The organism is Pseudomonas sp. Pmew2, from assembly GCF_058129885.1.
The window spans coordinates 5,218,361-5,244,517 of record NZ_CM176702.1; the positions used below are offsets into that span (position 1 = coordinate 5,218,361).

A 26,157-nucleotide genomic window follows, 5' to 3' on the forward strand; every position below is an offset into this window, starting at 1 on the left:
GAGTGAAAGCTCGTTCGCCGCCGCAGTGGTGAGCCCAATGAAAAATACGCTATTGCGCATCAACGACACGATTTATCGGGTCTGCATCGGCATTGCCGGTCTGTCGGTGCTGATCATGACCCTGATCATCCCCTGGGGCATCTTTGCCCGTTACATACTCGGCAGCGGCTCCAGCTGGCCGGAACCCACGGCCATTTTGCTGATGGTGGTATTTACCTTCTTCGGCGCTGCCGCCAGTTACCGCGCCGGTGCACATATGGCCGTTTCGATGGCCGTGGACCGTATGCCGCAACAGGTGCGTCGCAGCGCCTCGATGGTCGTGCAGATCCTGATGGCAATCGTGGCCCTGTTCATGATCTTCAAGGGCTTCAAGCTGTGCGCTACCACGTGGAATCAGTTTGTCGGCGAGCTACCGTTTCTGAGGGTCGGCATCACTTACCTGCCAATCCCCATCGGCGGCATCGTAACCCTGATTTTCGTATTGGAAAGACTGTTTCTGGGCGACCAGAGTCATCGCGCGGTGATGCGCTTCGATGTCATTGAAGAAAGCGAAGGTGCCGCATAAATGGACGCTTTTATACTGCTGGGCAGCTTCATAGCATTGATCCTAATCGGCATGCCTGTTGCCTATGCGCTGGGGCTTTCGGCCCTGATAGGCGCCTGGTGGATCGATATTCCGGCCGATGCGCTGATGATTCAGATTGCAGGCGGCGTGAACAAGTTTTCGCTGCTGGCGATTCCATTCTTCGTGCTGGCCGGGGCAATCATGGCCGAAGGCGGCATGTCACGACGGCTGGTCGCCTTTGCTGCTGTGCTGGTGGGTTTCGTGCGCGGTGGGCTGTCGCTGGTCAACATTGTGGCATCCACTTTCTTCGGCGCGATTTCGGGTTCCTCGGTGGCCGATACCGCTTCGGTAGGCTCAGTGCTGATCCCGGAAATGGAACGCAACGGCTATCCTCGGGACTTCTCGACGGCAGTGACCGTCAGCGGCTCGGTTCAGGCCTTGCTGACGCCACCCAGCCATAACTCGGTGCTCTATTCACTGGCGGCAGGCGGTACGGTATCGATTGCTTCGCTGTTCATGGCCGGGATCATGCCGGGTCTGTTGCTCAGCGCAGTGATGATGGGCCTGTGCATGATCTTCGCGCGCAAGCGCAACTACCCCAACGGTGAAGTGATCCCGCTGCGCCAGGCACTAAAAATTGCCGGTGAAGCGCTTTGGGGCATGATGGCCATGGTCATTATTCTCGGCGGCATTCTATCGGGGATTTTCACTGCCACCGAGTCGGCAGCCATTGCCGTGCTCTGGGCGTTCTTCGTCACCATGTTCATCTATAGCGACTACAAATGGCGCGATCTGCCCAAGCTGATGCACCGGGCCGCACGGACCATTTCCATCGTGATGATCCTCATCGGTTTTGCCGCCAGCTTCGGTTACATCCTGACGCTGATGGAAATCCCGATGAAGATCACCACGGCATTCCTGACCCTGTCAGATAACCGCTACGTGATCCTGATGTGCATTAACGTCATGTTGCTGCTGCTGGGCACCGTGATGGACATGGCCCCGCTGATTCTGATCCTGACTCCGATCCTGTTGCCGGTCATCGTCGGTGTCGGCGTCGACCCGGTGCACTTCGGCATGATCATGCTGGTGAATCTGGGGATCGGGCTCATAACACCACCGGTGGGTGCGGTGCTGTTCGTCGGTGCCGCGGTGGGCAAAGTCACCATTGAAGCCACCGTGAAAGCCTTGCTGCCGTTCTATGTCGCGCTGTTTGTGGTGCTGATGCTGGTCACCTACATTCCCGCAATCTCACTGTGGCTGCCGAGCGTCGTGCTCTAACGTCTCCAGCTGCAACGCTACCGGAGCGCTTGAAACCGCTCCGGTACGCACCTCTGTTGTCCAGCCAAGGAGGCTGGTTGCGTATGTCTGCCCCTGCCCTGTTCCCCCGCCACATCGCCGTGCTGATCCTGGCATTGCTGGCCTGCTCGTTTGCCGGCAACCACATTGCGGCGCGCATCGCTTTCGATCATGACACCGGCTTGCTGCTGGCCATTCTTTGCCGCTCCGGCGTCACCCTGCTGGTGCTGGTCAGTCTGGTGCTCTGGCAACGTGAAAAGCTCAGTCTTCCTGCCAGCACCTGGCGCTGGCATTGCTGGTGGTCAACGTCTCGCCGATTCTGCTGGCGCTGTTGACCTGGGCACTCGGCGGTGCCAGGCCCACGCGACGTGCTGCTGGTCTGATGGCACTGATTCTGTTCGGCCTGACGCTGGCGCTGGATGTGCCGCAGCGGCTGTCAAACCCTGGCAGCAACGAACCGCAGTGGCTGGAAGGTATCGCCTATGCGTTTACCGCAGCAGTGGTGTTCGCCTTTGCGCTGTGGATCACCGACAACAAACTGGCCAGCATGCGCGGCACGGTGCGCAGTATGCTGACCATGGTCGTGGTGTTCGCGGCGGCTGCGCTGGCCGGTGCCAGTGGCCTGTTGCCCGGTGGCGTGGATCTGCCGGCAAGCCGCATCGGCTGGACTGCGCTGGCCAGTCTGGTGGTGTTGTACGGGTTGGGCTTTTCGCTGCTGTTCATCTGCATGGCGCGGCTGGACATCGCCCGCAATGCGCCGGTGATGAATATCGAGCCGGTGGCGAGCCTGCTGTTCGGCTGGCTAATTCTCGATCAGTTGCTCAGCAGCGGCCAGGTCATCGGCGGGCTGATCGTCGTCAGCGGTATCGTCCTGCTGACCTGGCGGCGCGCCACGCCATCTGCCTCTCAACCATCCAGCCCGTCATCCAAGAAGGTTTTGCATCATGCCCGCGAACGTACTGACCCTTGAAGATGGCCTGACCCGCCTCACACTGGCCCCCAACATCGGCGGCAGTATCGTCAACTGGACCATATTGGCCAGCGGGCACCCCTTGCTGCGCCCGAGCGACGAACAGGCACTGGCTGCCGGTACACCTCGCCGACTGGCCTGCTACCCGCTGGCGCCCTGGTCGAACCGGATAGGCAACGGCGGTTTCGACACCCCGGATGGCTGGCTCGCACTGGCCCCCAACAGCGCCAACGACCCATTGCCGATTCATGGCAGCGCCTGGCAACAGGTCTGGAGTGTTATCGAGCAGACCGCAGAGCAGGTCTGCCTGCAACTCGACAGCCAGACGCCGTTCGCCTACCGCGCGCAACTGCGCTACACCCTGCAAGACGGCAAGCTGAGCATCGAACTGACCACTACCCACCTGGACAGTCGTGCCGCCTGGCACGGGCTGGGCTTGCACCCTTACCTGCCGCGCACGCCTCACACACGCTTGCAGGCCAAGGCTGCGCAGGTATGGCTGTGCGACGAAGCCGGTTTGCCCAGCGCCTTGCAGGACCTGCCAGCAGAATGGGATTTCCGACACGGCAACGCGCTGCCCGACACACGTCTGGACAACGGTTTCACCGGTTGGGATGGCGGCAGCCTCATCAGCCAGCCGGACCTGGGCTATGAACTGCACTGCCAGGCTACCGGCAGCGACTACTTTCTGGTGTTCTGCCCGCCAGGGGTGGGTTTCTTTTGCTTTGAGCCGGTAAGCCACCCAGTCAACGCACATCATTTGCCCGGGCGGCCGGGATTGAGCCTATTACGTCAGGGGGAGTCGATGGAGTTGACGATCAGTCTGCACTACAAGCCCTTGTAGCAGGCTTTATGCGTGCATGCTCCATGCCTGTCGTTACGGGGTAATCAACAGCGTTGAAAGACCGCTGACGCGGGTAACGCCGGTGGCGGTGTTGCAGCTGTCGTTCAACGTTGACTGAAGATTGCCAAGTAAAAATGTACTTGTCGCATTGGCGCCTTTATAACGGCCATCCACAATTACCCCAACACCAACAATGGTCGTGTTCAAAGTACCAATATTATTGATCGTCGCGTTGAACTTGTAAGTGCTGGTGACTCCATCGCTCCAGCTAATGACCCATGTTCTGCTGGATGTTGGTAGCAGTAACGACTCGCAGGAAAACGTAGACTGGAAGCTTTCGCTGGACGAAGCGCTGGTAACCAAAGGGAATGAGAGCGAAACACACGGGTTCCAACTGCTCGTCGTCGATACAACAATCGTCTGACTGGTGTTGGTCAATCCTGGCGACCAGTTTGTAGTATGGGTTCCTGTACAGGTAACCAGATTTACAGCCTCAGCCTGAGCTCGCCAAGGTGCAAAAAGAAGCCCCATACAAATGATAACCAGCAGTACACAGGCCAGCTTGGCCAGCGTAGATGAAGCACGTGCAACGTGAGTGTCCATAATGGTCTCCCTGACCTTGATAGCATCCAGATCACAGGTTAAGCAGCCAGCTGCTCATAGCGCTACTGGCAGAAATGACAGCGACTGTCTGCATGACTGGCCCGTGGTCATTGTCATGGTCGCACCTGTAAAATTCCTCCACGCCGCTCGTCATATCCTGTGATCCACTCCCCATCCCGTTGCGTAACACCTCTGCATTGCGAACCAAAACCAGACAATGGTGATCAGAAGGTGGATCATGCGCACTACTGCCAGTCACAGGATCTTCTGTCACTTGCCCCCCCCTCACAGCGAATCGACAATAACCCGACTTTGGATTGATGAAGTCGCCGCCGTGGCCCGCCAGAGGGACCGCGAAAGCTTCATGCGCATCTACGATTACTTCGCGCCGCGCTTATTGCGTTATCTGACCGGGCTGAATGTGCCGGAGGGGCAGGCTGAAGAATTGGTGCAGGAAGTGCTGCTCAAGCTGTGGCACAAGGCCGACTCCTTCGACCCGACCAAGGCCAGCCTGGGAACATGGCTGTTTCGCATTGCCCGCAACCTTTACATCGACAGCGTGCGCAAGGACCGCGGCTGGGTGCAGGTGCAGAATTCGCTGGAACAACTCGAGCGCCTGGAGGCCCCGGTAGATCGAACGCTCGATTATAGCCAGCGTCAGGAGCAACAACTGAACATTGCCATTCAGAACCTGCCTCCCGATCAGGCCCGGGTGTTGCGCATGTCGTATTTCGAAGCGCTCAGCCATCGGGAAATTTCCGAACGCCTTGGTATGCCACTGGGCACGGTGAAATCGTGCCTGCGCCTGGCGTTTCAAAAATTGCGTTCGCGGATAGAGGAATAATGATGAGCCCACGACATCATCCGGATGACGCGACTCTGGTCAGCTATGCAGCGGGAGCGCTGTCGCAGGTCCTCGCGGTGGTGACTGCGGCGCACCTCGAACGCTGTGCCGAGTGCCGCGCGCGACTCAGGCAGGCCGAAGAGATTGGCGGTGTGTTGATGCAGCAGCACATCAGCAGCGTGGTGCCACTCAAGGGCAGGTCGGCAATGCTCGCGCGTCTCGATGAACAGCACACGGGCGCTGAACCGGCAATGTATTCGATGCCGGCAGCCAATCAGGACCCGGACTTGCTACCTGCCTGCCTGCACGCGCATTTCGGTCGACAGCTGAGCACACTGAAGTGGAAGACACTGGTTCCTGGCGTGCAACGAGTACGTGCGCAAGGTATTGAACAAGGCAAGTTGATGCTGCTGAAAATCGCCCCCGGCGTCAGCATGCCGGTGCACAGCCACGACAGCGGCGAGATGACCATGGTGCTCAAGGGCGCGTACCACGACATACAGGGAGCGTTCGGGCTCAATGACGTAGCCGATCTGGACAGCCACATCCAGCATCAGCCCGTCGCCTACCCTGACCGGGAATGCATCTGCGTACTGGCGACGGAATCAAGGCTGCGCTTTCACGGGCTGCTGGCGCGGATGATGCAGCCGTTCTTCGGGATCTGAAAAACGGCTCCATAGTTGCTCTCAGCGCTGAACACTCACCCCCAGCGAAGCCAGTGCATCCCAGTAACCCGGGTAGGTCTTGCCGACGCAATCGGGGTCGAGAATGCGGATACCGGCGATCTTCAAGCCTGCCAGCGCAAAACACATGGCGATGCGATGGTCGGAGTGGGTGTCGATCAATGCATCTACCGTAGTGCCTGCCAGCGCCGGGTTGGCGTGCACCAGCAGATCGTCGCCCTCTTCTACCGCAAGGCCCGGTGCGATGGCGCACAGGCCGTTGGACAGCGCTGAAATACGGTCACATTCCTTGACCCGCAGGTTGGCGATGCCGACAAAGCGCACTGGCTGACGGTTGAAGGCGGCGAGTACCGCCAGGGTCGGAATCGCGTCCTGCATTTGCGAACCGTCGATCACGGCAGGCATGTTCGGGAAGCTAGCGATGATCTGACTGGCCAGGGCATCAGGCTGAGTGAATGCGTCGCTGGCCACGCCGAGGTCGATATCGCCCTCGGTCAATGCTTGCGCGGCCCACAGGTAGGTGGCCGCCGATGCATCCGGCTCGATATGGAAGTCCGTAGCGCGATAACCAGTGGCCGAGACTTTCCAGGCGGTTTCGCCGATGGCCTGAACCTCGGCGCCGAAGGCCTGCATGGCCGCCAGGGTCAGGTCGACGTAACCACGTGCGCCAATCTCGCTGCCGGTCAGGGCGACTTCGACCGGGCCCTTGCCGCAGGCTCCGGCCATCAGCAACGCCGACACGTACTGGCTGGACAGATTGCCATCGATTTCAATACGTCCGGCTTCCAGGCCGCCCTTGCCCTTGATCGCCACCGGAGGGCAACCGCTGGGCGCACTGACTTCCACACCCATGCGCTGCAAGGCATCGACCAGCGGGCCGATCGGGCGCTTGCGCATGTACTCGTCGCCGTCGACCACAAAGTCGCCTTCGAAGTTGGTCAGTGCAGCGGTCAGAAAGCGCGTTGCGGTCCCGGCGTTGCCGAGAAACAGCGCCTGCTGCGGTGCCTGCCAGTGCCCGCTGCTGGTGACCACAAAGGTGCTGTCATCCGGCTCGTCGACCTGCACGCCCATCAGACGCAGTGCTTCGGACATCACGCGGGTGTCGTCACTCTTCAGCGCGCCGGTCAGGCGGCTGGTGCCTTTGGCCAGCCCGGCCAGCAACAATGCGCGGTTGGTGATCGACTTGGAGCCCGGCGGGCTGACGCGCCCGACCAGCGGGCGCTCGACAGGCAAAACAGTGAGGGTGGCTTGAGGTCGCATGATGTCCCTGAGCGTCAGCGGAAAAATCGCGATCCTAGCACGAGCGGGATCAAGCCCGCAGTGCGGTTTTGCTGCCCCGACGAGCCAGACAGCCGTTTACTTTTGTTCAGCACCCGACAGTTGCTGCAGCTTGTCATTGGCTGCCTGCAATTGATTGCGGTTGGCTGCCACGTCGGTGACGTCATAGATCACCAGGCACACATGGCTGATCGCCCCGGTGGTTGAACGCAGCGGAAACAGCGTGGTGTTCTGGTACATGAACTCTTCGTGCCCGGTGATCGGCTGGTAGTTCTTGAAGCGCACCAGATACGGCCGCTGTTCCCAGATGGTGAACGCCGGTGTACCAAGGGTCACGACGTTATCGATTTTCTTGCTCAGCCATTGACGGTTAACCTCCGGAAACAACTCGAAGAAGGTCTTGTCGATGGCCACATAGGGCACCACGCCAGAACGGTTTTCCATGAAGGTATTCCAGACCGTCACCCGGTAGTTCAGGTCCAGCACCACAATGCCTACGTCAATGTTCTGCGTGACGGCCAGCAACCAATGAAGCTCGTTGATTTCGATAGCGTTGCTCATGGGTCAGCTCATCATGTAGGCGAGTTTTTTGGTAAGCAGCTCGACCGAATCTTCGGTGAACAGCATCAACAGATCGAAATGAATGTTGTGGCCTTCCACGCTGTAACTGATTTCAACCGCCAGGGTCTTTTTCCAGCGTTGCTGATTGATGCGGATAAGCTCGTCGATGCCACCCTGCGCGCCCAGCAACTGTGGATGGCCTTGCGAAAACGCGATGTCGATCTGCTCGGCAATACCGCTCAGGCAGGCACCGACCAGGATCGTGGACAGGTCCAGAAGCATCTCCATGTTGGAGCTGTCGGAGTTATCGTCGCCCATCAGTTTCGACATGCCGGATATTTCCGAGTCATGGAAAATCAGCAGTGCTTCACCTGCAATGCCGCCACCGATGTAGCCCTGACACACCGCCGTCAGACGCTGATCAGCATGGGCATCGGCCAGCGCCATGTGCAACTCGCCGACTTCGAGCATGTTGACGTTGGGCACCGGCAACTGCACGAACACGCCCAGCACCTTGGCCAGCAACGCAGCAGCGCGGCCCATGGCAACGTTGATGGTTTCGCGGAAGGCATCCTGAAAGCTGATCACCCCGCCCTTGTTGTTGAGGGCCGGCAGCGCAACAGGTGAAACCGCCGGCTTGCCCAGCAGGCCCAGGCGTTCCAGCGTGCTCTTGAGTTCATCCGGGTCGGCAGGTTTTTTCAGAAACGCCAGCGCGCCCAGCTCCATGACCCGGCGCACCGCTTCGTCCTGCACGTCACCCGACACCACAATCACCTTGGTGTCGAGGTTTTCGGCACGAATCGCCGTCAAGGTCTGGTAACCGTCCATCACCGGCATGGTCAGGTCGAGCAGCACCACCTGGCCCTGGCCTTTACGGATAGCTTCCAGACCTTCCTGCCCCTGGGTAGCGAGCGTTACCGATACATCCCAATCAGCAGGCAGGGCACGCAAAAGCTGCTTTCGCGCCATGTTCGAGTCATCGCATATCAATAGTGCAAGCGTGGACATCGTGTGGTTCTCACTGCAAAAAAATCAGGCTGACAACGGCGGACAGCACGTATACGTTCGACAGCACTATCGAAATCGACTGACACTGAGCCTATAACGCTCGATCAGCAACATTCAAACTAAACCTATAGCCTTAAGTCGGCGATGTTTGCAGTTTCTGTAATTTAAGTCGCTTTCTGTTGCTGCAAATCACTACCGCGACCACCCAAACCAGCCTATTATCAAGTGATAGATTTAATAGCAATCACTCGATAGACAGGTGTGTCCATGTCTCTGCCCATAAGCGACTACCATCCGGCCCTGCCCCGGCAGGACGATTTCTGGCAGCATCTGGGTATTCCGGCCCGTGGCACGCGCCTGTACTCGGCGCTGCACGACGGTTTGCCGTATGAAGTATTCGAGCGTCTGGCGCATTACACCGACCTGAACCGCTCGACCCTGGCCGAGCATCTGGGCATCGCTCCCGCCACCTTGCAGCGACGCCTCAAGGTGCGCCGCTTCAATGCCGAGGAAAGCGATCGGCTGTTCCGCCTGGCAGCGCTTTACAAAGCGGCGCTGGACCTGTTCGAAGACGATGCCGAAGCGACCCGTCTGTGGCTGGCCAACCCGGTCTATGGGCTGGGCAATCGCAGGCCGCTGGAAATGCTCGCTACCTCGGCCGAGGCGCAGGCAGTGCTCGACCTGATCGGTCGGCTGGAACACGGTGTCGTGGCGTGATTGCAGTCTATCGACTGGTAAAGCGCAAATGGCTGGCTCAGGCGTTCGACGGTGAAGGCGCCAAGCTCTATGGCGGACGCTGGAACAGCAAAGGCAACACCTGCGTGTACTGCGCAGGCAGCGAATCGCTGGCGCTGCTGGAAGTGCTGGTGCACCTGGGCAACGCTGGCGTGGCCCGGCATTACGCGATGCTTGAGCTGCAGATTGGCGAAGAGCACATCCTCAATGCACGGCCGGACACCCTGCCTCCAGACTGGCGCGAAGAGCCCGCACCACCGGCAACAGCCTCGTTCGGCGACGACTGGCTTGCCTCGGGTCAGAGCCTGGCACTGGCCGTGCCAAGCGTGATCATCCCGCGTGAATCGAATTACCTGCTCAACGTCCAGCACCCGGAATTCCTGGCCGTTGTGGCAACGGCCAAGGAACTGGAGTTTGTGGTTGATCCGCGTTTGAAATGAGATTGATACAGGGCAGCCAGTTGTTCGATAGCGTCAGGTGCGAATTTGATAGCGTTATGGCCGAAGGTTGATCACCTCATAAACCGTTTGCAGATCCCGCTCCGGGATTTCCCAGATCACCAGCTTTGGCGGGGTCTGGCGAAAGGCCAGGTTGTCGAAATAGACGTTGGCTGCACCCGAGAACTCGCCGCCGTCCCTGGCGAAGCTGCCGATCGGTGCGCCGAGTTCGCGCTGTAGAAAACCGGTAAAGCCCGAATTGCGTGAGAACGATGTGCCGATCAAGGCGACGTTGGGCAGGTTGCTGTCGCCAAACAGGTCGTCGAGGTTGTCGCCGCCTGCCGCTGCTTCACTGGCAAGCTCGGTGATTTGCGTGGCGGCTACGCTTTGCGGCACGGGTTGCAACGACAGCGGTAGCCAGTCGAGACCCGCTAAACGCACCAGATCACCGGGGCGCTCGGCAATCGGGGCGATGCTGGTTTGAAACTGCCGTTGCGGAGTGGCCTGAAAGCCGACTTTGCGCAGGTGCAGTGCCAGCGCTCTGGCGGCCGCGTTGGCACCGCTTTCGCTCCAGTGTGTGTCGGTACGCAGGTACGCTGTGTCACCCAGCGGTTGCAGGGTAGTGGTCAGGTCCAACGTATCAACACCGGCTTCCTTCAGGCTGTTGGTCCATTGCACAACACGGGCCTGCTGCACCTCGGGGCGATAAAGCCCGCACAGTTGGGCGGCAGCAATGCGGCTTTTGTCTGGCACCACGGCGACCAGCAGGTCGATGCCGCGCTTTTTCAGGCTTCGTTGCACATCGATAACCGCCTGCGCCTTGTGTTGCGCATTGGCCTGCGCGTCGCGATTGAGCCTGAATTCATCGGTCAGGAACAGCCAGCCCGGACACCCCTGACGGACCCGCGGACCGGTGTCGTGAAACAGCAACCAGCTTGCGCCACGCTCGATATTCGCTGCGCGCTGCGCCAGAAAAGTCCCTGACAGTTGCTTGGCCAGTTTGTGAGTCACCTCGCCATGCAGCGCTGCATCGAGGGTCAGGGGTTTGGGCAGCAACTCGACCTTGCCGCTGGCCAGCAGCATGCACGAGGCCAGCAAGCCGACGCCGATGAAAGCCACCAGCGTGATTCCCGCCACGCCACAGGTGCGCACGGCCAGTTCGCTGGGCGGAGGCGGTACAGCAGACGGAGCAGTCATGGCCACTGACCTCAGAACTGGAAGTAAAGAAAAGGAACTGTCTCGCGGCTGGCAATCAGCGCGAACGACAACAGAAAGCCGGCCACCGGCCACAATGGGGCGCCCGCTATGAACAGAGGGTGGCTGGCGAAACGCTGCTCAACGCGAACCAGCAACAACGGCGCGAGCACACAGGCCACGCCCAGCAGCGCCGCCATGCCGTGCGCCGGGCGCAGGGTTACGGCCAGTGCATCGCCCAGCCCCAGGCCATGCAGGCCGAACTGTCCGGCATACATGGTCAGCGCAGTGGTAAAGTCCGGGGCGCGGAACAGCGTCCAGGCGAGGCACACAAACAGCAGCGTCAACACGTGCGCCAATGGTTTGGGAACAGTGGGCAGGCTGGAGCGCGACCAGGCGCGATCCACGCACAGCGCCACGCCATGTGCCGCGCCCCACAACAGGTAGTTCCAGCTGTCGCCGCCATGCCACAGACCTGCGATGGCCATGGTCAGAAACAGGTTGCGATAGGTGTTCCAGACGCCATGCCGGTTGCCGCCCAAGGCAATGTACAGGTAGTCGCGCAACCAGCTGGACAGCGACAGGTGCCAGCGCCGCCAGAAGTCCTGAATGCTGCTGGCCAGGTACGGCCGGTTGAAGTTTTCGGGAAAGTGAAAGCCCAGCATCAGCCCAAGACCGATGGCCATGGCGCTGTAACCGGCAAAGTCGAAGAACAGTTGCAGCGAGTACGCCAGACAGCCGATCCAGGCATCGGCCAGCGACGGCTCGGGCAAGTGAAACGCCACATCGACCAACGGTGACAAGGTGTCGGCCACCAGCACTTTCATGCTCATGCCGATCATGAAACGGCGTGCGCCCCGAGCGAAATTCAGGCGGTTGAAATGACGCTGCACCAACTCGCGGCGCACCCAGTCATAGCGGATGATCGGCCCGGCAATCGAGTGGCCGAACATCGAGATGTAGGTCGCGTAATTGATGAAACTGCGCTCGACCGGCACGGTGTGCCTATGTACATCCACCAGATAGGAAATCGCCTGCAACACGATGAACGACAGCCCGGCCGGTAACGCCACGCGCTGCCATTGCAGCGGCATAGCTCCGTAATACGTGATCAGCTGATTCCAGCTGCCGGCGACGATGTTGGCGTATTTGTACCAGCACAGCACGGCGGTGTTGAACACGATCAGTGCCACCAGCAGACGCACCCGCCCTGTTGAGCCTTGCCGCGCCCGATCGACCAGCAAACCGCCGACCCAGGCCACGATCGTCAACACGATGTGCAGGCTCAGAAACAGCGGGCTCAGCCAGCCGTAGAACAGCCAGCTGCCGATCAACAGAACGACGTTGCGCCACGCCGCAGGGCTTGCGGCATAGGCCAGCAAAAAAGCCGGCAGGAACACCATCAGAAACTCGAGCGAGGCGAATACCATAACGACCACAGAACCCGATCAGTTGGACAGCGTGTCCGTGGCCGACAACAGGCGCGGTCCGGTGGCGGACGGCACCAGCAAAACGCTGTAGCGTTCACCGGCCTTGAGTTCCCCCAGATCCAGCGGTGCGCCGACAGTGGCGTTGGCGCAAACCAGCTGTACCGACAGGCTCACCGGATTGATCGAGCGGCGCTGCAACGTACCGGTCGGGATCGCCTTGAACAAATCAGCCGTGCGACCGGCCGGACGCAGGCTTGCCTCCACACAACCGGCATCCAGACTGAAAAACGCCAGCGAAGCCTTCAAACCGTTGAAATCATCAGGCTGCTCACGCACTGTCACCGGCGCAAGGCTGCCATCAGCCTGCACGGTGAGGACGACGGTGGCGAACTCGCCCGGCTCGACGCTGACGTCCATCGGCAGCTTTTTCTCACTGCTGATCAATGTGCCTTTTATCGAGCTGCTGGCCTGCACCGCAAAGAACAGCGACACCGGTTTTGCCGCGTCCAGTTGCAACGGTGCCTGGCCTTCCCGGGCAACCACTTGCAGCGGCGCGGCAGTGGCATTGACGAAGCGAATGAACGCCGAATCCTGCGCCGGGCCTGTCGGGTACAGGGCGATGTCGGCCGCCTGCGCTTGAGCACCGATCAACAGGGCCGCGACGCTAGCGGCCATCAGGCGCAGGGCGATCATTGCTTCGCTCCGGCTGCGCTGACGCTGGTGACCGGGAGTTTGCCCAAGGCATCGCCAATCGCGGTGCCCCAGGATTTATAACCGGCGACGGTAAAGTGCTGACCGTCGGTGGTGATCCATTGTCCCGGTTTGGAGAAGCTCAGCGAGTCGATGTACGTGCAGGGCGCCACGTTGCTGGCCAGAAACTGCGACATCAACTGGGTACGTGCATCGTTCTTCTGGTACATGCCGCCCACCTTGCCCCACGCAGGGCCGACCCAGGCGCACTTGGTGCCCGTGGCCGCAATCGCCTTGGTCAGGCCGGTGACGCTTTGCCATGCCCAGGCCTTTGGAAACGAAGGCTTGTCATAGGAAGCCATTGTGTCGCCGATCACGATCACCACCAGATCAGGCTTGTCGGCCGCGATCAGCTCGCCGATGGGCGTGGTCGTGGCGTCACGTCCCTTGATGACGATCTTGCCGTTGCCTTTTTGCTCGGCCCCGCAATCGACCTTTTTGGTGATCAACCAGTCACCGGCACTCGCGCCACAGGCACCGATCGAATGCACGATAGCGCCCTGCCTGGTCAAGTTGTCGTGCAGCGGTTCCATCAGATGATCGGCCAGACTCATGTGGCTTTCTCCCAGGACCAGAAGGGTCATACCGGCAAGAACGGAAGGCATCGAATTCTCCAGAAATCAGTTGGAATAAGGTGAACGGTAAGGGCTGACCGGCAGTGCCATCGGGCCGGTCATGTCCTCGAACATGTAACGCAGGTAAAGCGCGCCGCTGAACTGGCGATAGTCACGGGCATTGTCCAGGCCCAGATTGGCCCCCATGAACAGGCTGGAATCGAGCTTGTACTCGCCTGCCGCGCTCAGGTTGTAGCCAATTCCGGTTTTGCTCTGCCCTGTGTAGCGCTGGCCGGACGCGGCCTGCAGCGTGCTGTCGTCGGGGAAGAATTCGGCACCGTCCTGCTTGAAGTGCTGGACCCCGACCGAACTCTTGACCTGATAGCTGAAACGCTCGGTGCGCTGTGCCCACATCACCGGCACGCCGATGGCATAGAAGCTCTGCGGACTGAAATAGCCACCGTGGCCGTAAGTGAAGTAGCTCTGGTCATTGTCATAGCTCATGCCCATCAGGCTCAGGCCTGCGGTCAGCTTGCTGTCCTCGGCATTGCGCAGGTACCAGTAAACGCCGCCACCCACTTCGCCTCGGGTATTGGATTTCACGTTGTTGCCGACCAGCTTGTGCCACGAGCCGTAGCCATAACCGCCGATGGTCTGGTCGTCATAGCTGATCTGGCCACGCCCGCCGTTGGCCGTGACGCCGCCCCAGGACAGGCCGCTGCGCTCGTCGGTGGAACCGGCAAACGAGGTCACGCTGTCCGTCACCGGACGCCGTGACACGTTGAGGCCGTAGCGCAGGTCCGGGTTGTCACCCAACGGCCGGTCGACACTCGCGCCACCCGCGACCGTGGTGTATTTGAAGCCCATCGGCGTGGTGCCGATATCGGCCTTGAGGCCTTCTTTGGGGCGCTCGAACGCTACCGCCAGACCGACACCCTTGTCGCTCTGCGAACCTGCAGCACCGCTGGTGCCACCGCCAAAACGGGCACTTGCATCGGATTTCACGCTGCCAGCATTCAGCGACACCGGCGTGACGCGCACGGCCACCCGGTTATCACCGGCAGGCACGTTGATCTCAAGCGGGGTCTCGACCACGGTCAGTTTGCTCAGACCCGCCTCGCTGTTATTGCTACGCACGCTCAGGCCCTGACTGACGAAGCCACTGCGCTGCTCAAGAATACGATTGAGCGCCTGCTGCGCGCTGCTGGCCTGATCGCGGTCGGTGGCTGCCATGAACGGATTGCCGCGCACGCTTTGCGCACGTGCGGCAGACAGCGGCTGTTGTGCGGCGATCTGGCCGGGGTAAGCCGTGTCACGCGGTGCAGATGTTTCAAGCGCATTGCTTGTTTCAAGTGCTCTCCCACCGCTCAACGACACCTGAGCCGGGGCGGGAATCGCCGAAGCCGCCGCCAGGCTACGTGAACCGCCCGCCGCAAACGGGTTGGACGACGTTATGCTGGTCGGCACAGCCTGCGCAGCCATCACGCGCTGCTTTTCACTCTGTTCGATGGCCACGGCCTTGCGCAGCAACTCGGTGGCCGCGCCAGTCTGCCCCATGCTCTGGTAGATACGTGCGGCTTCGGTCAGGGTCTGCGGGTCGTTGCGCTCCAGTTTGCGGAACTGGCTCAGGGCTTTTTCGGCAAAGCCATAATCATGCGCTTTGACCGCCGCATCAGCTGCGCCCAGCAGCACTTGCGGGTCATTGGGCTGACGCTGCAACAACGGTTTGTACAGCTCGAACGCGCGAGCGCTGTCGCCATTGGCGGTGTACATCCGGGCGAACGCCGACACCGCCTGAATGTCGTCCGGGCGCTGCGCCAAAGCCGGTGCCAGCGTGTCGTACGCGCCCGCCAGATCTCCACCCTCACGCAGCAGATCGGCCTGGCGAATGCGGTAGCGGTACAAAAGGTCATCGAAGCGTTTGCGGGTCTGCGCGCTCATCGGCTGACCCTGCACGTTGCGCAGGATCGCATTGACCTGCACATCATCACCCGCTGCGAGCAGCAGACCGGCGTATTGCAGCATCAGATCGGCCGACGGCGCCGGGGCCTGAGCGATGGCGGCAAGGGCCATTTCCTGACCGCGCGCGGGCTCGCCCGCATCAATGTAAGCGTTGGCCAGCGTGAGTTGACGCTCCGGGCTGCCGCTGGCGACCGGTTGCAGGCGATCGAGCAGCGCCAACGCTTCCTGGCGCTGACCGCGCCGGGCGATGCCGATGGCCAGATTGATCTGCACGGTCATGGTGATTTCGTCAGCGAGCGCTTTCATGTCCGGCGTGCGCTGATCCACCGGGATGCGCGCAAACGTGGTTTGCGCGTCCTGCCACTGGCCCATTTCCACCGACAGCAGTGCGCTGGTGTAGAGCGCATCGATGTTATTGGGCTGGGCCTTGAGCAGCTCGTCGATCAGCACGCGCGCCTTGGGCGCTTCGTCGGTCTTGAGGTACAGGCGCGCCAGGTCAAAACGCGTCCAGACATTGTCCGGGTCGCTCTTCACCGCGTCTTTCAAGGCCGTCTGAGCAGCGCGAACATCGCCACGCTGCTCGGCCAGACGCGCCACTTGTGTGGAGCGCAGCGCCTTGAAGCGACCGCTGTCGCCCAGTTTGGCCTGTTCGCCCGGCGACAATGTGTCGAGCAGGCGTAGCGCTTCATCGGCCTGACCACGCTGGGCCAGCACGTTGATCAGCCCGCGTATTGCTTGCGGATTGCCGCGCTGGCTCGCGAGCACCTGACGATAGCCTGCCTGCGCGGCGTCCAGTTGCCCTGCCTGCACCTGCACGTCGGCCAGGGTCAAACGCACGTCGATGTTGTCAGGGTTTTCCCGCTGCGCCTGCGCCAGCAACGCTTGAGCCTTGCCGGTCTGTCCTTTGGCCTGTAGATCACGGGCTTGTTGCAGCGAGGTCCAGAGCTGTACGTTTTCCAGCGCGTTTTTCCAGCGCGCACCGCCCGGGTGGCGCGTGGCGCGGGTCAGCAATTGTTCGGCTTCAGGCAGCCGGTTCTGCTGCTGACGCACCACGCCCAGTCCGCCCAGCGCATCGACATCGTCCGCCTTGATTTTCAAGCGGGCGGCAAAGGCTTCTTCGGCCGCCGCGTGATCATTTCTTTCCAGCGCCTTCAAGCCACGCGCCACCAACGGGTCCTGCTGCCAGCCTGAGGCAGCGCCGCTAGTGTTCTGCTGGCGGCCCTTGTTCAACTGGTCGCGGATTTCCTGATCGTCGGGATGAATCTTGAGAAACGCGTCGAACAGTGGCACCTGCGCAGCCGCAGGCGGGCCGATCCAGACCAGCGCCATGCGCCAGCTCTGATCGGCGTCCCCGGCGATGTCCGGGTGCTTACTCAGGCGCGCCAGCGCAGCGATCCCTTCGGCCCGGGTGTCTTCGCGGCGGGCCAGGTGCTTGGCGAAGAACAGCGCCAGAATCGAGTCGTCCGGGTTCTGCCGCATCAGGCGTTCAAAGCCCTTGCGCGTTTCGGGCCAGTCCGCGCTGTTGAACCCCAGGTTGGTGTAGTACTCGCGCCCGATCGTGCCCTCGGGCAAACGGCCGTTGAACAGTTGGCGAAAGACCCCGGTCGCCTTGTCGCGCTCACCGGCATCGGCGAGGCGTCGGACCTCATCCAGCAAGGCCTGATTCTGCGGCTGAGCGAGGGCGATGTCCTGCTCCAGTTGCACCGACTGCCACGGCACTGGCGACAGGGCCTGCAGACGAGCCAGGTAAGTCTGCGCCTGCTGCGGCTTGTTCTGTTTGACGCCGATCAGCCCCATGCCATACAACGCGTCGATCTGATTGGGGTCGATCTGCAGCACCTTCTGCCAGACCTCGGCAGCCCGCACCGGGTTCGAGCGAGCCTGCCAGTACTGGCCCTGCTCGATCAACTGCGCCTCGGCGGTGGCGGCCTGAGCCTGAGAAACGCTGGCTGCGATCGCGGCAACCAACCCGATGACTAACGTGTGGCGGCGCGCGGGCATGACGTCTCCCAGGATAATTTGAGGGTTCCGTCTTCACGGAACTGATAGCGTTTTTCGACCCAGCCCAAGGCAAACAGGCTGAGAATGAGGTTGTAATAGGCCGGTTCAGTACGGTCTTTCGGGTCACGGGCCAGCGCCTGGCTGACCCCGGCTTCGACCCTGCGCTGTTGCTGCTCGGCCAGCCAGGTCTGACCCTTGGCCTGGAAGTACGGCAGCAACGCTGCCGAGTAACCAAACGGAGCCTGGCCCTGGCTCATGCCACTCATCACCTGGACTTTTTCCGGGGGCGTGCCGCTGGAGGCCGTGCTGACCGCCATGCCGTCGAGACGCGCCAGCAAGCGCGCGGCCAACGGGTCGGACGCAGGCGTCATGCCCGCCCAGAGGTAGACGCGAATCGCGTCATAGCTGCCCAGCTCGCCGGTGACCGGATCGACCACGAACAGACCGCTTTTCGGGGAGGTCCCGCGGTAGCCAACCCAATCGGCGATAAAGCCCTTGGGGCTCGATGCGTCGATCAGCTTCGCGGTGTTGTCGGCAATTTCCTTCCATGGGCCGCCGGGTGCTTCTTTCGCCAGGCGCCGTAGCAGCGGAATAGGCAGGTAGCTGGCGTTCAAGCGCCATAGATGGTCAGGCTGCGCGAAACCTTCGGGGCCGGGCAGGAGCATTTTGCCGAGCCCCGGCAGATTGACCACCAGCCGCGACTCCACGTTCTTGAGCAAGGCCAGCGCATCGTCTCTATAGGCCGGGTGCTGCCAGACGCGCGCCGCTTCGAGCAGCGCGTAGACGATCCACAGGTCGGCATCGGACGCGGAGTTGGCGTCCTGAAGCGTCCAGTTGCCATCCTTGCCCTGCCCCCACAACCAGCCCGGCAGACGCGTTTTGACATCAGCCCCCATCATGTTCGCGGCGGTCCACGTCCACAGCGCGTCGAAGCGCGCGCGGTCATTGGCCACCAGAGCAAAGAGCATGCCGTAGGACTGACCTTCGGAGGTGCTGTGGTTGACCTTCAGGCTCGACTCCAGCATACGGCCGTCGGCCTGCACATAGCGCGTGGCATAGTCCTGCCAGAACGGCCAGGCCACAGCATCGCACGCGCTGTTCGCCAACACCGGCGTCAGGGTCGCCGACGCCAGCAGGCCGACCAGCCAGCCCGAGGCGCGGCGCAGTTTCAGTGCACGGAGCGGCATGGCTTATTCCTGCTCCAGACGGCGCTTGGCGAGCGAGCGCAGGGTCAGGTAGGCAACTCCGGTCACCAGCACCACACCCACAGCAACCACCAGCAGCAGCCACAGCACGTTGCGCGACATCAGCCACTGCACGTATTTGATCGGCCCAAGGTCACCGACGTAGTACTTCTGCTCGGCAACCAGCGCCTCGACCGAATCGCCGCGTACCACTACCAGGCTGCCCTGTACCTTGTCGCTGCTGCTCAGCGCACGGGCAACGTCGCTCATGCCGCCGGGCTGACCGCTGGAGATCAACACGACACTGCGCCCCTTGTGCAGCGGCGATTCGAAACCGGTCAGGAAGGTGCTGCGCGCGTCACTGGAAAACGCCATGGCCACCCGCGCCCGACGCTGGTTTTCATCCGGGTCCGGGCTCATCCAGTCGCGCAGACGGAAGGCCAGATCGGAAAGCTCGAAGCCCTGTTGCTGAGCATTGCCGGAAATCGGCAAACGGTCGGCCCACTGTTTGAGCAACGGCTGATCGCTGCCCGAGGACATGACCAGAATGTCCTTGTCGGCGGCACTGGCGATCTGTGCAGCGTGAATAACCGACACACCGGTCGCCGGGTAACCGGTCGATTCGCCGAAACGGCCCAATACGCTCAAGTAAGCGCTGACATCTTCAGTACTCGGCTGATCGGCCAGCACCACAGCGGTCTGCGACAGGTCCGCCAGGCGTGTGAACGGAAACCCGGAATCCTTGAACACACCCAGGTTCGGCATGGCCATGAAGTGGTCGTAACCGCTGAAATCCAGCGTCGATTCCGGATCGATGCTGCCGCGCATGTTATCGATGATGATGTCGCCACATTCGCCCTGCTTGAGGTAATCGAACATGTAGCGCAGTTGCAGGCGCGATTGCAGGGCCACGGAGTTGAGCGGCAGGTACACATGCGCTTCACGGCTGATCGTGTCATCGCCGCCCGTCAGTCGCGAGACGATCGAGTTGTTCAGGTTCTCGATCGACGGCAGCGGCTCGGCCTTGATCAGCGTGTCGTTGAGGCTGACCATGATCGACGAATTGTTCGAGCGTTCCTGCGGTGTGTAGCGGTATTTGAGGTTCAACGGCACGCCGTCTTCACGCCAGCTGAACAGGTCTGGCGGCAGGTTCAACGGCACGGTGATGTCACCCGGGTCGTAACCGGAGACGTTGAGTTTGTTGGCAGGCATCAGCTCGCCCAGTTTGATCGGCCGATCACTGGGCAGCCAGTTCGGCGCGTCATACGGTTTGCGCGGCGCGAGCAGGTCGACACGCTCGATCAATGCGCTGCTGCCGACCAGGCTCTGACCGCCGACCACCAGCGCATTGACCGCCCGCTTGAGTTCCGCCGAGTCACGCCCGGTGATTACCAACAGCTTGCTGTTCGGGTCGTTGGGATGGGTCACCATCGTCAGGGTCGGGCCTTTCGGCGCAGGCATCGTCAGCGCGCCGAGCTGCAATGGACCATCGCCCTTGAGCAATACCAGCGCATTGCCCTTGGCCGGCAGCTCATTGAAGTGCGCCGGGAAGCTGGCCATGCGCGAGCGGGTCTTGGCCGCGCCAATCCATGAAGCCAGCGCGCCTGCAGCTTCGAGCGTCGCGTTATCGGGTGCCGCGCCCATCACCACCGGCAGGTTTACGTCACGGTCATCGCGACGGTCGAAGAACGGCAGCGGCAAAATGGCCAGATCGTTGGGCAACGCGAACGGCGTCACGCGGATATCCAGACGCGTGTCGTTGTTGATCCGTGCCCAGAGGCTGGAATGCTTCGGGTCTTCGCAGCTCATCGTGTAATGGCCGATGAACTGCAGGCTCAGGCGGTTGAACTCGGTGATCATCTGCGGCGGAATCTCGATCACCTGCGTCTGCGGCTTGCCGGCACCTTCCTTGGGCAACGGAAGGGTCGCGGCCACTTCGTCGTTGATCATGACGTTGATCTGCGACAGGTCCGCCAGCAACGCCGGCGAATAGCTGTAGCTCAGCGACAGGCTTGCGCCGGTCACCACCTGATCGGCACGCACATTGAAGTTGACGCTGTCGGTGGCTTCCACACCGCGCAGGTTCATCGGGTAATTGCGCCCCAGTTGTTGCAGCGTCACGCTGTAACCCTCGTTGGCACCCGTGGTTTCAGCAGCGCTTGCCCACATCCCGGTGGAGAGCACGGACAACGCACAAGCCAACAGGGCCCATGAGCGGCGAACGGCGAAGCGTTCGGCACCGAGAAAATACCGTTTAGTCATGACTACTCAATCCATCAATTTGCGGGAGGTGGGGAGATTTTTTTACGGGTCGGCAGTAACCGGCTGAAATCCTTGCGAGTGGCCTTGAGCAACTCGACGACGCCACGAACACCGATGTGGCTGACTTCGCGCAGCGCAGACAGCGGTGTGTCCGGCTTGCCGCGGCCCCAGGTCGAGGCCCAGGTGTCGGCACGGCCAAAGGTCAGGCGTACCAGCTCGCTCTGCTGACGCAGCGACAGATCATCGAAACGAGTGCCCAGATAACCGTCGCGGCAGAACATCACCGTGGCAGGGAAATGGCTGGTCTGCGTACCGCGATACAGCGACACCGTGATGCTGTCGCCACTGTCGATGCCCGAATCGGCGGGCATCACCAGTCCGAGGCCGGTCTGGGAAAAATCCTGAGTCACGGCGTCGAATACCACGCCATCGGCGCGGGTAACGCGAATCGGCAGTCTGGCCTGGACCCGGGGCTCGGTGCGCACCTGACGGATCTCGCTGGCCACCGCAATCGCAGCGCTGGTGATGATGATGTTGTAGATCGTCCAGGCCATGTTGATGACGATGGTCAGGGTGATCGCATCGTTATTCCAGCCCAGTTGGTAGAGGCTATAGATACCGAGTGCGAAGACCACTGCGTTCAGCGTCAGCAGCACGATGTAAGGCCGCGCCAGCGTCCAGTCGAAAAACTTCTCCTCGACCACTCCGCCCTTGTCGGTCACGTTGAAGCCACCGAATTTCGGATTGACCAGCGCCATCAGCACCGGGCCCATGATGTACCACGCCAGCACCGCCTCGTAGACCTCGTTCCAGAACGAATGGCGGAAGCGGCCCTGAATCCGCGAATTGGTCAGGCTGGCGTGGGCAAGGTGCGGCAACACATAGGCGGTGATCATCAGCGCCGAGGCGTGCATGACCTCGGCGCCGAACAGCAGGTAGGCCAGTGGCGCAGTGAGAAATACCAGACGCGGCAAGCCGTAAAAGAAGTGCAGCATCGAGTTGGCGTAGCACAGCCGCTGGCCCAGCGACAGACCTTTGCCCAGCAGCGGGTTGTCGGTGCGAAAGATCTGCGCCATGCCCCGCGCCCAGCGAATACGCTGGGCAACATGACGTGACAGACTTTCCGTCGCCAGCCCCGCCGCCTGGGGAATCGCAAGGTACGCCGTGTTGTAGCCGGCCCGGTTCAGCTTCAGCGCTGTGTGCGCATCCTCGGTCACGGTTTCAGTGGCCACACCACCGATGTCCAGCAACGACGAGCGCCGCAACACCGCACAGGAGCCGCAGAAGAAAGTCGCGTTCCACAGGTCGTTGCCGTCCTGCAGCAGGCCGTAAAACAGCTCGCCCTCGTTAGGCACGCTGCGGAATGTATCGAGGTTCTTTTCGAACGGGTCAGGCGAGAAGAAAAAGTGCGGCGTCTGCAGCATCGCCAGTTTCGGGTCCTTGAGGAACCAGCCCATGGCGACCTGCAAAAAAGAGCGGGTCGGCACGTGGTCGGCATCAAACATGGCGATGTATTCGCCATCGGTGGACTTGAGCGCTTCGTTCAGGTTACCGGCCTTGGCGTGGTAATTGTTTTCACGGGTCAGGTAGCCAACACCGATCTGCTCGCAGAACTCGCGAAAGTCTTCTCGGCGGCCGTCATCAAGTACGTAGACACGCAGTTTGTCTCGCGGCCAATCAATGGACTGCGCCGCAAAAATGGTCAGTTTGACGATGCTCAGCGCTTCGTTGTACGAAGGGATAAACACATCCACAGTCGGCCACTGACTGGAATCGCTCGGCATGATCACAGGCTTGCGGTGCAGCGGCCAGGCGGTCTGCACATAACCCAGCACGATGACGATCAGCGTGTAGAACTCGGCGACGATCAGCCCGTAGCCCAGCAGGCTGTCCAGCCAGTTATCGAAATCAAGAGTCGAGGTCAGCCGCCAGTACATGTACCGAAACGACGCCAGCAACGACAGCGTCACCAGCGCCAGCACCGAAATGCGCCCCGGCATCTTGCGAATCACCAGCATCGCGGCAAAACAGGCCAAGGCAAAAAAGCACTGCGCGTAGAGGTCCAGAGGCACGGTGACGACCAGCGCCATCAGCAGCAGGCCGACAACAATGGCCACGGTTTTCAGTGCGCGGCGCAGGGTTCTGGACTGCTGGCCGAACCTTGCCGACAAAGCATTCAGCCACAGCGATGAGCGCGTCCGGGGTGGGGACGCGTCGAGCGACAGGTTAGTCATGACAATCGGGTCTCTTCTACGTCCTGAGTCAGCAGTTTGGTGATCAGCAAGTGACTCAGCACGCGCAGGTCCTGAGTGCCTGGGGAGGCGCTCGGAACCTGTACCGCGTTGTGTCCGTAAGCCAGCGCTTCTGCGAGCGCGTTATCCTTGTGCACGATGCCCAGCAAACGCCCGCCAAGACGCTTTGCCATGACATCGCGCATGTCGCGACTGAACGTGCGCGATGCATCGAACTGATTGATGACGTAATGACAGACCGGCGGCTGCGGACCGGCCAGCACAGGCTCAAGCCAGCCCTGCATCTGGTCCAGCGTCAGGTAGCACGCCGCATCGGCGGTGAGCACGACCAGCACTTGGCTGGCGGCATTCAGTGCCTGTTCCAGCATGAGCAAATCACCACACGGCACGTCGAGAACCACCACGTCGCGCGCACTCAATTGCATGCGCGCAATCTGGCGAACCAGCCAGTGCGCGTCACTTTCCTGAAAACGCTCCAGAGAACGACGCTCGTCAAGCTGCAGCGCGCCATACGCCAGCAGCTGCGTGTCAGCAGACCCGCTCAGTAACAGGGCCCGCCAGTTCTCGCCGCTCAGGCTGGCACCACCGAGGCCTGCCACATCCGGGCTGGCGTTGAGATGGTGCTGCAAGGCGTTTTGCGGGTCGAGGTCGATGGCCAGCGTCTGCCCGCCTGGCACTTTGACCAGGCTGGTCAGCGCCGCGCTCAAGGTGCTTTTACCCACCCCGCCTTTGGCTGACACCACCGCGATGACGTGTGCCGGGGTTCTGGAAAGTTGGCCTTTGCCCATCGACTGAGCCAGTGCCTCGTTGTTACGCGCCTGCGCCTCGGCCTGCCGCGCCTGAGCAGCCTCGGCGAGCAGTTTCGCCAATGTGTCAGCGGCTATGCGCCTGGTTTTATCGGGCGCTATCAAATCAGGTGCAGTCGAGTTGTTTTGCGCCGGCAGCGTTGAACAAGGTTGCTCAAGAGACGGCTGAGAGGTCGCGCGCTGCAGTGCAGCAGACGGGGTTCTGGAAACAGACGATTCCTGATAATCCAGGCTGTTGTCTATCTCCAGATAACCGTCAGAGCTCGCGCCGAAACGTTGAAACAGATTGGCCACATCGTCAGCACGACTCATTCTGTACGACCTCAAATGGGGCCGCCAAGCACACCCCCTGTGGAAAAGCGTTAATACTAATGTGTAATATCACTGTGACAGTGTCAGGAAACCGATATATGACGTCCACAATTTACCGATGAGCGGTAAATCACTCGTTTTTCGACATTTTATTGGCGTTAGAAAATTGTGGATCTGGACACAATCGGCGGCAAACGGGGCTGAATCGAGGTTTTTTCGCACCAGCAGCTATATATCCAGTGGATCGGATATATAGCCGCTAATGGGAAGGATCGAATTAAATCAGTGGCCAGCGGGCGCAGATACTGCATCGACAGTCTGCGGCAACGCCATACCCTTGGGCCACAGCAACCAGATATTGCCTTTCTGTTTCATGTCACCTGCCAGCTTCCCGGCCTCATCGCCAGTGCCCCAGAACAGATCAGCGCGCACTTCACCGGCAATCGCACCGCCCGTGTCCTGCGCCGCGACCGGACGCACCACGCTGCTTCCATCCGGCCGTGTGGTGGAGAGCCAGAGCAGACTACCCAGAGGAATCACCTTGCGATCGATGGCTACGCTGTAGCCCGGTGTCAGCGGCACGTTGAGCGAGCCGCGCGGGCCTTCATTGCTGTCGGGGTTACGGGCAAAAAACACATAGCTGGAGTTGCTGGCCAGCAACTCGCTGACCCGCTCCGGATGCGCTTTGGCCCAGGCTGCGATGCTGCCCATGGTTACGTCTTCCTTCTTCAACTGGCCCTGCTCCACCAGCCAGCGACCAATCGCGCGATAAGGGCGGCCGTTCTGATCGGCATAGCCCAGACGCAGCTGCGAGCCATCCTCCAGACTCACCCGCCCGGAGCCCTGAATCTGCAGGAACTGCACATCCATCGGGTCGGTCAGCCAGGCAATCACCGGCGCATTCAACCCCTGCGCGTTGATCGTCGCGGCATCGTCGTAAGGCTTGAGCACCCGCCCCTCAAGCCGACCGCGCAAGCGCTTGCCCTTGAGTTCGGGATAAATGCTGTCCAGATTGACCACGATCAGATCGTCCGGAATGCCGTAAACCGGCACGTTAGCCGTGGCGGTCTGAGTCAGGCTGCCAGGGTAGACAGGCTCGTAATAACCGGTGATCAGGCCATCGGCACTGCCGCCATCAGCGCGCAGGCTGTAGACCTGCAACTGGCTCTGCAAAAACGTACGGATCTGCGCCGCATCCGGAGCCGCCACAAGGCTGCCCGCCGCCGCACAGGTCGGTCCCCACACGGCATCAGCCTTCAGACGAACACACGCACTGCGCCATGAGGCAAACCCGGCTTGCAAGTCGGCGTCCGACACGGCTGGCAGCGCGTCCCAACCAGCCTGGCTATAAGTGGTGTGTGGCGGTGCAGGCGGCGTCACCGGCTTATCGGACTTGTCACACGCGGTCAGCAGGGCAGCCAGCGGCAAAGCCAGCGCCAGCCCCCGAAACCATGGCTTGAAAGAGAGCATCATCAGCAGCAATCCTTTTACAGCCCACAGCAGGCTGGAGGGTAAAAGGCGTCATTGTGGCTGAAGCGGGCAGAGGGGCCTAGTGGGGAGCTTCATTCATCACCAAAGCCGGGCATATTGCTATCAAGAGCGGGTTTATTGAAGGCCGCTCCT

Annotated in this window: 21 protein-coding genes and 1 pseudogene; 8 read left to right on the plus strand and 14 right to left on the minus strand. The window is 61.1% G+C overall.

Annotated elements, in window-relative coordinates; genetic code table 11:
• The first annotated feature begins 37 nt into the window (after positions 1-37).
• The 4 genes and pseudogenes from AC4ANK_RS24170 (at position 38) to AC4ANK_RS24185 (ending at position 3,678) form a co-directional block, all read left to right on the plus strand.
• Positions 38-565: a TRAP transporter small permease gene (locus AC4ANK_RS24170; RefSeq protein ID WP_002556153.1), complete on the plus strand. Its 528-nt coding sequence runs from the start codon at positions 38-40 to the stop codon at positions 563-565.
• On the plus strand, positions 566-1,846 hold the full coding sequence (locus AC4ANK_RS24175; protein WP_002556152.1) for a TRAP transporter large permease: 1,281 nt from the start codon (positions 566-568) through the stop codon (positions 1,844-1,846).
• An 83-nt stretch (positions 1,847-1,929) separates the two neighbouring features.
• Positions 1,930-2,834 (plus strand): annotated as a pseudogene (locus AC4ANK_RS24180) (DMT family transporter).
• Entirely contained in the window at positions 2,809-3,678 is an 870-nt protein-coding gene (locus tag AC4ANK_RS24185; RefSeq protein WP_460384305.1) for an aldose 1-epimerase, read from the plus strand. Before AC4ANK_RS24180 ends, AC4ANK_RS24185 begins: the two are co-directional and overlap by 26 nt.
• A 33-nt stretch (positions 3,679-3,711) precedes the next feature.
• On the opposite strand, the gene AC4ANK_RS24190 is transcribed toward AC4ANK_RS24185, so the two are convergent.
• The gene (locus AC4ANK_RS24190) at positions 3,712-4,281 is read right to left on the minus strand and encodes a hypothetical protein (RefSeq protein WP_002556148.1); all 570 of its coding nucleotides are present in this window, start codon (positions 4,279-4,281) and stop codon (positions 3,712-3,714) included.
• Positions 4,282-4,615: 334 nt separating this feature from the next.
• On the opposite strand from AC4ANK_RS24190, the gene AC4ANK_RS24195 reads away from it, so the two are divergent.
• A complete protein-coding gene (locus AC4ANK_RS24195) occupies positions 4,616-5,125 on the plus strand; it encodes a sigma-70 family RNA polymerase sigma factor (protein WP_031595881.1) in 510 nt (169 codons plus the stop codon).
• A 2-nt stretch (positions 5,126-5,127) separates the two neighbouring features.
• Positions 5,128-5,790 carry a ChrR family anti-sigma-E factor gene (locus AC4ANK_RS24200; RefSeq protein WP_002556146.1) on the plus strand — a complete coding sequence of 221 codons (663 nt, stop codon included), beginning with the start codon at positions 5,128-5,130 and terminating at the stop codon, positions 5,788-5,790.
• A 21-nt stretch (positions 5,791-5,811) separates the two neighbouring features.
• On the opposite strand, the gene aroA is transcribed toward AC4ANK_RS24200, so the two are convergent.
• The 3 genes from aroA to AC4ANK_RS24215 form a co-directional block, all read right to left on the minus strand.
• Complete coding sequence (gene aroA, locus AC4ANK_RS24205) at positions 5,812-7,068, minus strand: 3-phosphoshikimate 1-carboxyvinyltransferase (RefSeq protein WP_002556145.1); 1,257 nt, start codon at positions 7,066-7,068, stop codon at positions 5,812-5,814.
• A 96-nt stretch (positions 7,069-7,164) separates the two neighbouring features.
• Positions 7,165-7,647: a PAS domain-containing protein gene (locus AC4ANK_RS24210; protein ID WP_002556144.1), complete on the minus strand. Its 483-nt coding sequence runs from the start codon at positions 7,645-7,647 to the stop codon at positions 7,165-7,167.
• 3 nt (positions 7,648-7,650) lie between these two features.
• Positions 7,651-8,655: a response regulator gene (locus AC4ANK_RS24215; RefSeq protein ID WP_002556143.1), complete on the minus strand. Its 1,005-nt coding sequence runs from the start codon at positions 8,653-8,655 to the stop codon at positions 7,651-7,653.
• A 267-nt stretch (positions 8,656-8,922) separates the two neighbouring features.
• Here AC4ANK_RS24215 and AC4ANK_RS24220 point away from each other — a divergent pair, with 267 nt between their 5' ends.
• Positions 8,923-9,372 (plus strand): DUF2384 domain-containing protein, encoded by a 450-nt coding sequence (locus AC4ANK_RS24220; protein WP_002556142.1) that lies wholly within the window; start codon positions 8,923-8,925, stop codon positions 9,370-9,372.
• Positions 9,369-9,830, plus strand: coding sequence for an RES family NAD+ phosphorylase (locus tag AC4ANK_RS24225; protein ID WP_002556141.1), 462 nt, complete (start codon positions 9,369-9,371; stop codon positions 9,828-9,830). The genes AC4ANK_RS24220 and AC4ANK_RS24225 overlap by 4 nt, the downstream gene beginning before the upstream one ends.
• 54 nt (positions 9,831-9,884) lie before the next feature.
• Here AC4ANK_RS24225 and AC4ANK_RS24230 read toward each other — a convergent pair whose 3' ends face one another.
• From AC4ANK_RS24230 to mltA, 10 genes are all read right to left on the minus strand, one after another.
• Positions 9,885-11,024, minus strand: a complete 1,140-nt coding sequence (locus AC4ANK_RS24230; protein WP_002556140.1) for an alginate O-acetyltransferase AlgX-related protein — start codon at positions 11,022-11,024, stop codon at positions 9,885-9,887.
• An 11-nt stretch (positions 11,025-11,035) separates the two neighbouring features.
• Positions 11,036-12,451: an MBOAT family O-acyltransferase gene (locus tag AC4ANK_RS24235; protein WP_002556139.1), complete on the minus strand. Its 1,416-nt coding sequence runs from the start codon at positions 12,449-12,451 to the stop codon at positions 11,036-11,038.
• An 18-nt stretch (positions 12,452-12,469) separates the two neighbouring features.
• Positions 12,470-13,144, minus strand: coding sequence for an alginate O-acetyltransferase AlgF (locus AC4ANK_RS24240; protein ID WP_002556138.1), 675 nt, complete (start codon positions 13,142-13,144; stop codon positions 12,470-12,472).
• Positions 13,141-13,806 (minus strand): SGNH/GDSL hydrolase family protein, encoded by a 666-nt coding sequence (locus tag AC4ANK_RS24245; protein WP_002556137.1) that lies wholly within the window; start codon positions 13,804-13,806, stop codon positions 13,141-13,143. The genes AC4ANK_RS24240 and AC4ANK_RS24245 overlap by 4 nt, the downstream gene beginning before the upstream one ends.
• Before the next feature lie 15 nt (positions 13,807-13,821).
• Entirely contained in the window at positions 13,822-17,718 is a 3,897-nt protein-coding gene (locus AC4ANK_RS24250) for a cellulose biosynthesis protein BcsC (RefSeq protein WP_162290605.1), read from the minus strand.
• Positions 17,694-18,905, minus strand: coding sequence for a cellulose synthase complex periplasmic endoglucanase BcsZ (bcsZ, locus tag AC4ANK_RS24255; RefSeq protein WP_002556135.1), 1,212 nt, complete (start codon positions 18,903-18,905; stop codon positions 17,694-17,696). Before bcsZ ends, AC4ANK_RS24250 begins: the two co-directional genes overlap by 25 nt.
• 3 nt (positions 18,906-18,908) lie before the next feature.
• On the minus strand, positions 18,909-21,164 hold the full coding sequence (gene bcsB, locus AC4ANK_RS24260; RefSeq protein ID WP_002556134.1) for a cellulose biosynthesis cyclic di-GMP-binding regulatory protein BcsB: 2,256 nt from the start codon (positions 21,162-21,164) through the stop codon (positions 18,909-18,911).
• Positions 21,165-21,178: 14 nt separating this feature from the next.
• Positions 21,179-23,398, minus strand: coding sequence for a UDP-forming cellulose synthase catalytic subunit (gene bcsA, locus AC4ANK_RS24265; RefSeq protein ID WP_002556133.1), 2,220 nt, complete (start codon positions 23,396-23,398; stop codon positions 21,179-21,181).
• A complete protein-coding gene (gene bcsQ / locus AC4ANK_RS24270; protein ID WP_002556132.1) occupies positions 23,395-24,534 on the minus strand; it encodes a cellulose biosynthesis protein BcsQ in 1,140 nt (379 codons plus the stop codon). The genes bcsA and bcsQ overlap by 4 nt, the downstream gene beginning before the upstream one ends.
• A 282-nt stretch (positions 24,535-24,816) precedes the next feature.
• On the minus strand, positions 24,817-26,007 hold the full coding sequence (gene mltA, locus AC4ANK_RS24275) for a murein transglycosylase A (protein ID WP_031595884.1): 1,191 nt from the start codon (positions 26,005-26,007) through the stop codon (positions 24,817-24,819).
• Between the last annotated feature and the right edge of the window lie 150 nt (positions 26,008-26,157).

What these genes read in the sequence shown, in the direction of transcription:
- AC4ANK_RS24170 (WP_002556153.1), top strand. Translation starts at nt 38, where the DNA reads ATGAAAAATACGCTATTGCGCATCAACGACACGATTTATCGGGTCTGC.
- AC4ANK_RS24175 (WP_002556152.1), top strand. Translation starts at nt 566, where the DNA reads ATGGACGCTTTTATACTGCTGGGCAGCTTCATAGCATTGATCCTAATC.
- AC4ANK_RS24185 (WP_460384305.1), top strand. Translation starts at nt 2,809, where the DNA reads ATGCCCGCGAACGTACTGACCCTTGAAGATGGCCTGACCCGCCTCACA.
- AC4ANK_RS24190 (WP_002556148.1), bottom strand. Translation starts at nt 4,281, where the DNA reads ATGGACACTCACGTTGCACGTGCTTCATCTACGCTGGCCAAGCTGGCC.
- AC4ANK_RS24200 (WP_002556146.1), top strand. Translation starts at nt 5,128, where the DNA reads ATGAGCCCACGACATCATCCGGATGACGCGACTCTGGTCAGCTATGCA.
- aroA (WP_002556145.1), bottom strand. Translation starts at nt 7,068, where the DNA reads ATGCGACCTCAAGCCACCCTCACTGTTTTGCCTGTCGAGCGCCCGCTG.
- AC4ANK_RS24210 (WP_002556144.1), bottom strand. Translation starts at nt 7,647, where the DNA reads ATGAGCAACGCTATCGAAATCAACGAGCTTCATTGGTTGCTGGCCGTC.
- AC4ANK_RS24215 (WP_002556143.1), bottom strand. Translation starts at nt 8,655, where the DNA reads ATGTCCACGCTTGCACTATTGATATGCGATGACTCGAACATGGCGCGA.
- AC4ANK_RS24220 (WP_002556142.1), top strand. Translation starts at nt 8,923, where the DNA reads ATGTCTCTGCCCATAAGCGACTACCATCCGGCCCTGCCCCGGCAGGAC.
- AC4ANK_RS24230 (WP_002556140.1), bottom strand. Translation starts at nt 11,024, where the DNA reads ATGACTGCTCCGTCTGCTGTACCGCCTCCGCCCAGCGAACTGGCCGTG.
- AC4ANK_RS24235 (WP_002556139.1), bottom strand. Translation starts at nt 12,451, where the DNA reads ATGGTATTCGCCTCGCTCGAGTTTCTGATGGTGTTCCTGCCGGCTTTT.
- AC4ANK_RS24240 (WP_002556138.1), bottom strand. Translation starts at nt 13,144, where the DNA reads ATGATCGCCCTGCGCCTGATGGCCGCTAGCGTCGCGGCCCTGTTGATC.
- AC4ANK_RS24245 (WP_002556137.1), bottom strand. Translation starts at nt 13,806, where the DNA reads ATGCCTTCCGTTCTTGCCGGTATGACCCTTCTGGTCCTGGGAGAAAGC.
- AC4ANK_RS24250 (WP_162290605.1), bottom strand. Translation starts at nt 17,718, where the DNA reads ATGCCCGCGCGCCGCCACACGTTAGTCATCGGGTTGGTTGCCGCGATC.
- bcsZ (WP_002556135.1), bottom strand. Translation starts at nt 18,905, where the DNA reads ATGCCGCTCCGTGCACTGAAACTGCGCCGCGCCTCGGGCTGGCTGGTC.
- bcsB (WP_002556134.1), bottom strand. Translation starts at nt 21,164, where the DNA reads ATGACTAAACGGTATTTTCTCGGTGCCGAACGCTTCGCCGTTCGCCGC.
- bcsA (WP_002556133.1), bottom strand. Translation starts at nt 23,398, where the DNA reads ATGACTAACCTGTCGCTCGACGCGTCCCCACCCCGGACGCGCTCATCG.
- bcsQ (WP_002556132.1), bottom strand. Translation starts at nt 24,534, where the DNA reads ATGAGTCGTGCTGACGATGTGGCCAATCTGTTTCAACGTTTCGGCGCG.
- mltA (WP_031595884.1), bottom strand. Translation starts at nt 26,007, where the DNA reads ATGATGCTCTCTTTCAAGCCATGGTTTCGGGGGCTGGCGCTGGCTTTG.